Raw genomic sequence first — 4259 nt, forward strand, 5'->3', positions numbered from 1 at the left:
GGCCATGAATCTACCGGCTGAATCGCGGCCGCGGTTAGCGGACCTTCTGGTGGAGAGCTTGGATGGGGACGAACTCGGGCGCATCGACCGGGTGTGGGTTGCCGAGGCAAAGCGCAGGCGGGAGAGATCCGGGGGACTGTAGCCATGGAAACTATCGCCGCTATCGTCATGCTCGCCGTCGTATTCGTCTTTGTCGGCATTGCGCTTGACGCTGCCCGCCGGGCAAAGTAGCGCGTGCACACATCGAAGGCAGTCAAGAGGATAATCAATCAGACCCGACATAACTGCCAACCCGTTCTTGGCTCTAAGCGGCTTCCATCGTTCGCCTCTCCGGCTTTTCATCCGCTCGTGTGTTGGCGGCACGGATGTTGTGGTATCTAGTGAAAATGGGGAATGACTCTATGACTATCCGTTACGTTCACTGGCAGGAAGACGATATGTGGCTTGGCTACCTGGAAGAATTTCCTGACTACTGGACCCAGGGAGTGAGTCTTGACGACCTGCAAGAACACTTGAAGGACCTGTACAAGGATTTGACTTCCGGGGTGATCCCGAACGTCCGTCGCGTTGCCGAGTTGCAACTAGGATGAAACGCCGGGAGTTGATTCGGCGTTTAACCGAGATGGGGTGTGTTCTGATCCGGCACGGTGGGAAGCACGACTGGTATCAGAATCCCGCCACGAAAGTAGTCCAACCGATTCCCCGCCACACTGAGATCAATGATCCTCTCGCCAAGCACATTCTCAAGATGCTGGAAAGTAAGGGCTAACATTTCGCTTCAGACCGATCGCTCTAAAGATCTCCTTCCCGAGATCCGCGAGCTGATAGCCAAGCATAAGGAACCTCGGGGAGCCTAACCCGGCCAAGAGCGATTCTTTCCCAAGAGCGATTCTTTCAATTGACGTGAACTGCCTCCAGTGTTACAAAGTCTAAATCAAACTCGATCGGGGCGTGGCGCAGCCTGGTAGCGCGCACGCTTGGGGTGCGTGAGGTCACCGGTTCAAATCCGGTCGCCCCGACCATTTCTTCCAATCAAAACTGATGCCTCCAGAGCGAGTCCCGTCCAACTACAACCGGGCCAGGGAAAAGATGGTGCAGGAGCAGGTCATCGCCCGGGGCATCAAGGACCCGAGGGTGATCGAGGCGATGCGTAAAGTGCCGCGCGAATATTTCGTCGAGTCGGCACTCGCGAGCCGCGCCTATGACGACGGACCACTCCCGATCGGCGCAAAGCAGACGATCTCCCAACCTTACATCGTCGGTCTCATGACCGAGGCCGCCGAGCTCAAGGGACCTGAAAAGGTTCTCGAAATCGGCACCGGCTCGGGCTATCAATCGGCGGTGCTCGCCGAGATGGCGGCCAATGTTTTCTCGGTCGAAAAGATTCGCTCGCTGTCGATCCGGGCGCGGGCGATTCTGGACGAGCTGGGTTACTACAACGTGGCGACTCACGTCGGCGACGGGACGATCGGGTGGTCCGATCACGCGCCCTACGACGCGATCCTCGTCACCGCCGGCTCTCCCGGCGCGCCCAGGCCGCTGGTTGAGCAACTGGCCATCGGCGGAAGATTGGTCATTCCGCTAGGAGACGAGCAGTCTCAGGTGCTCAAGAGAATCCGGCGCACGGAGGCGGGGCTCGTAGAGGAAGAATTGGGCGAATGCCGATTCGTCAAGCTCTGGGGGAAGTACGGTTGGGCGGATTGACGCGCAAAGCCGCTCTGCTCTCGATCTCTCTTCTATTTCCGCTTTCCTTTTTTTCTTGCGCGCCTCGTTCTTCGATTCCGCGCCACACGGGTCAGGGAATCTTTCACACCGTTCAGCCGGGCGAAAATCTTTTTCGCATCGGCAAGGCGTACGACATCACGTACCAGGAGCTGGCGCGGATCAACCGCATAGGGGACCCAAACCAGCTTCGCGTCGGCGATAAAGTTTTTATTCCCGGCGCGGCGCGCCAACTCCCCGTAGAGATCATCACTCCTTCGACCGTTTCCCTGAAGCGGACAATCCCCGCGGAGCCGAGGGACGGGGCACGACCCGCACTGGTCTTGCCCGTCTCGGGAAACGTTTCGTCGGGATTCGGACAGCGCGGCGCGAGCTTTCACGACGGGGTCGATATCCTGGCGCCTGAAGGCACGCCGATTCGGGCCGTGGAGAGCGGCGAGGTTATTTACAGCGACCAGCTTCGCGGCTACGGCAACATGATCATTATCCGTCACGCCAACGGAATCGTTTCCGTTTATGCGCATAACCGCACTAACCGCGTCGCCGAGGGGCGAACGGTGGCTAAAGGAGAAGTCATCGCGGAAGTCGGCAGCACCGGTAGGGCGTCTGCTCCTCATCTCCATTTCGAGATCCGCAGAGACAACGTCGCCGAAGACCCGCTGAACTATTTGAAACAATAGGGTTTGAGAGAGATCCTTCACTTCGTTAATCAGGATGACACTCTCTAATGTCATTCTGATGAGCGGAGCGAAGAATCTCTATCGCGCTATTTGGATTGACTTTGTTCGGCATATGTCTAACAGTTGTTCGTGGTGAGCGATCTGAAAAATATCAGAACCGACGTGGTCGGCAGTCTGCTGCGGCCGGCTTTTTTGAAACAGGCGCGCGAGCGCTGCGACGCGGGAAAAATCAGCGAAGAGGAGCTGCGCCGCGTCGAAGACGACGCCGTGCGCCAGGCGGTGGCGCTTCAGGAAGGGGCCGGTTTGGAAGTCATTACCGACGGCGAGATGCGCCGCCTCAATTTTCAGGACAGCTTCGGCGCCTCGGTGACGGGCTTCGACGCCGGCCGCGCCGACATCAAATTTTACGAGAAGCGCGTCGAGGGCGCCGAGCCCCTGCGCCGCTGGGAATTTCCCGAGGACGAAGCCAAGGCAACGGCGGTGGCGCAGCGAAGGCCCGTGATAGAAAAGCTGCGCCTCGCGCGCAACGTTCCGCTGGAGGAATATGTTTTCGTCAGCCGCCTGGCGCGCGCGCCGGCCAAAGTCACGCTCATCGGCCCGGACCGCGTCACGCAGCGCTTCGACCACCAGGCGTCGATTAAAATTTACCCCGCCGTCGACGATTTCGTCGCCGACGTCGTGCGCATTCAGCGCGAGATGATCCGATCCTTGGTTGACGCGGGCTGCCGTTACGTGCAGATCGACGCGCCGGGATATACCGCCTATGTGGATCGTCCGTCTCTTCAGGCCATGCGCGCGCGCGGCGAAGATCCGATGGAGAACTTCGCGCGCTCGCTCAAGGCGGACAACGACGCGATTCGCGGCTTCGACGGAGTGACCTTCGGCATTCACATCTGCCGCGGCAATCAGCGCAGCATGTGGCACCGCGAAGGCAGCTACGATCCGATCGCGGAGAGACTGCTGAACGAGCTGGATCACGATCGTTTTCTTCTCGAATACGACAGCCCGCGCGCGGGAGGCTTCGAGCCGTTGCGCTTCGTTCCCAAAGATAAGGTGGTCGTCCTGGGATTGATCAGCACCAAGGTGCCCCAGCTCGAAAGAGTCGACGATCTCAAGCGGCGCATCGACGAGGCCGGCCGCTATATTCCGCTGGAGCAGCTCGCCATCAGCCCGCAGTGCGGCTTTGCCTCGGACGTGATCGGAAACTTGATCAGCGAGGACGATCAGAAGCGGAAGCTGGAGCTAGTGGTCGAAACCGCGCGGCAGGTGTGGACAGGCCGTTGAAAACGCCCATATGCTTCGTTGCGCTCGGTCCGCATCGCGTCAACGTACTGGAGTAAGTACGCCTCCGCTCGCGGACCTTCGCGCGCCTCGCCTCTGGGACGTTTTGACCGGCCTGTGATTAGGACTACTAAGATCCTCGGACAAAACGTCCTTAGGTTTGCCGTGCGAAACCGTTTGTGATACCTGCAAGGCCATGGAACCGAACGTAGAAGAGCTGCGGCGCGCGATACGCGATATCCCCGACTTCCCCAAGCCCGGAATCGTTTTTAAAGACATCACTCCGCTGCTGGGCAATGGACGGCTTTTCAGCCGCACGATCGACATTCTGGCCGATCGATATCAAGGCAAGTCGGTGGACACGGTGTTGGGCATCGAATCGCGCGGCTTCATCGTCGGCGCCGCGCTCGCCTACAGGCTCGGCGCCGGCTTTTGCATCGTGCGCAAGCCGGGGAAGTTGCCTTACCATACGCACCGCGCGAGCTATCAGCTCGAATACGGCGCCGACACGCTGGAGATTCACCGCGACGCCATCAAGCCCGGCGGCCGGGTGGTGATCGCCGACGACCTGATCGC

At 59.5% G+C, this 4259-nt stretch carries 7 protein-coding genes and 1 tRNA gene; all 8 read left to right on the plus strand.

Annotated elements, in window-relative coordinates; translation table 11 throughout:
- The first annotated feature begins 4 nt into the window (after nt 1–4).
- The gene (locus VGL70_08165; protein ID HEY3303494.1) at nt 5–142 is read left to right on the plus strand and encodes an addiction module protein; all 138 of its coding nucleotides are present in this window, start codon (nt 5–7) and stop codon (nt 140–142) included.
- A gap of 259 nt (nt 143–401) precedes the next feature.
- Nucleotides 402–590, plus strand: coding sequence for a type II toxin-antitoxin system HicB family antitoxin (locus VGL70_08170; GenBank protein HEY3303495.1), 189 nt, complete (start codon nt 402–404; stop codon nt 588–590).
- Nucleotides 587–769 (plus strand): type II toxin-antitoxin system HicA family toxin, encoded by a 183-nt coding sequence (locus VGL70_08175; GenBank protein ID HEY3303496.1) that lies wholly within the window; start codon nt 587–589, stop codon nt 767–769. The genes VGL70_08170 and VGL70_08175 overlap by 4 nt, the downstream gene beginning before the upstream one ends.
- A gap of 176 nt (nt 770–945) precedes the next feature.
- Nucleotides 946–1022, plus strand: a tRNA-Pro gene (locus VGL70_08180).
- A gap of 19 nt (nt 1023–1041) precedes the next feature.
- Complete coding sequence (locus VGL70_08185) at nt 1042–1704, plus strand: protein-L-isoaspartate(D-aspartate) O-methyltransferase (GenBank protein HEY3303497.1); 663 nt, start codon at nt 1042–1044, stop codon at nt 1702–1704.
- Complete coding sequence (locus VGL70_08190; protein HEY3303498.1) at nt 1659–2402, plus strand: LysM peptidoglycan-binding domain-containing M23 family metallopeptidase; 744 nt, start codon at nt 1659–1661, stop codon at nt 2400–2402. The genes VGL70_08185 and VGL70_08190 overlap by 46 nt, the downstream gene beginning before the upstream one ends.
- A 129-nt stretch (nt 2403–2531) precedes the next feature.
- Entirely contained in the window at nt 2532–3686 is a 1155-nt protein-coding gene (locus VGL70_08195) for a methionine synthase (protein ID HEY3303499.1), read from the plus strand.
- Nucleotides 3687–3879: 193 nt separating this feature from the next.
- The coding region (locus VGL70_08200; GenBank protein HEY3303500.1) for an adenine phosphoribosyltransferase at nt 3880–4259 on the plus strand (380 nt) is incomplete at its 3' end.

The sequence above is a fragment of the Candidatus Binatia bacterium genome (assembly GCA_036504975.1).
Classification (GTDB): domain Bacteria; phylum Desulfobacterota; class Binatia; order UBA9968; family UBA9968; genus JAJPJQ01.

What these genes read in the sequence shown, in the direction of transcription:
- VGL70_08165 (HEY3303494.1), top strand. Translation starts at nt 5, where the DNA reads ATGAATCTACCGGCTGAATCGCGGCCGCGGTTAGCGGACCTTCTGGTG.
- VGL70_08170 (HEY3303495.1), top strand. Translation starts at nt 402, where the DNA reads ATGACTATCCGTTACGTTCACTGGCAGGAAGACGATATGTGGCTTGGC.
- VGL70_08175 (HEY3303496.1), top strand. Translation starts at nt 587, where the DNA reads ATGAAACGCCGGGAGTTGATTCGGCGTTTAACCGAGATGGGGTGTGTT.
- VGL70_08185 (HEY3303497.1), top strand. Translation starts at nt 1,042, where the DNA reads ATGCCTCCAGAGCGAGTCCCGTCCAACTACAACCGGGCCAGGGAAAAG.
- VGL70_08190 (HEY3303498.1), top strand. Translation starts at nt 1,659, where the DNA reads ATGCCGATTCGTCAAGCTCTGGGGGAAGTACGGTTGGGCGGATTGACG.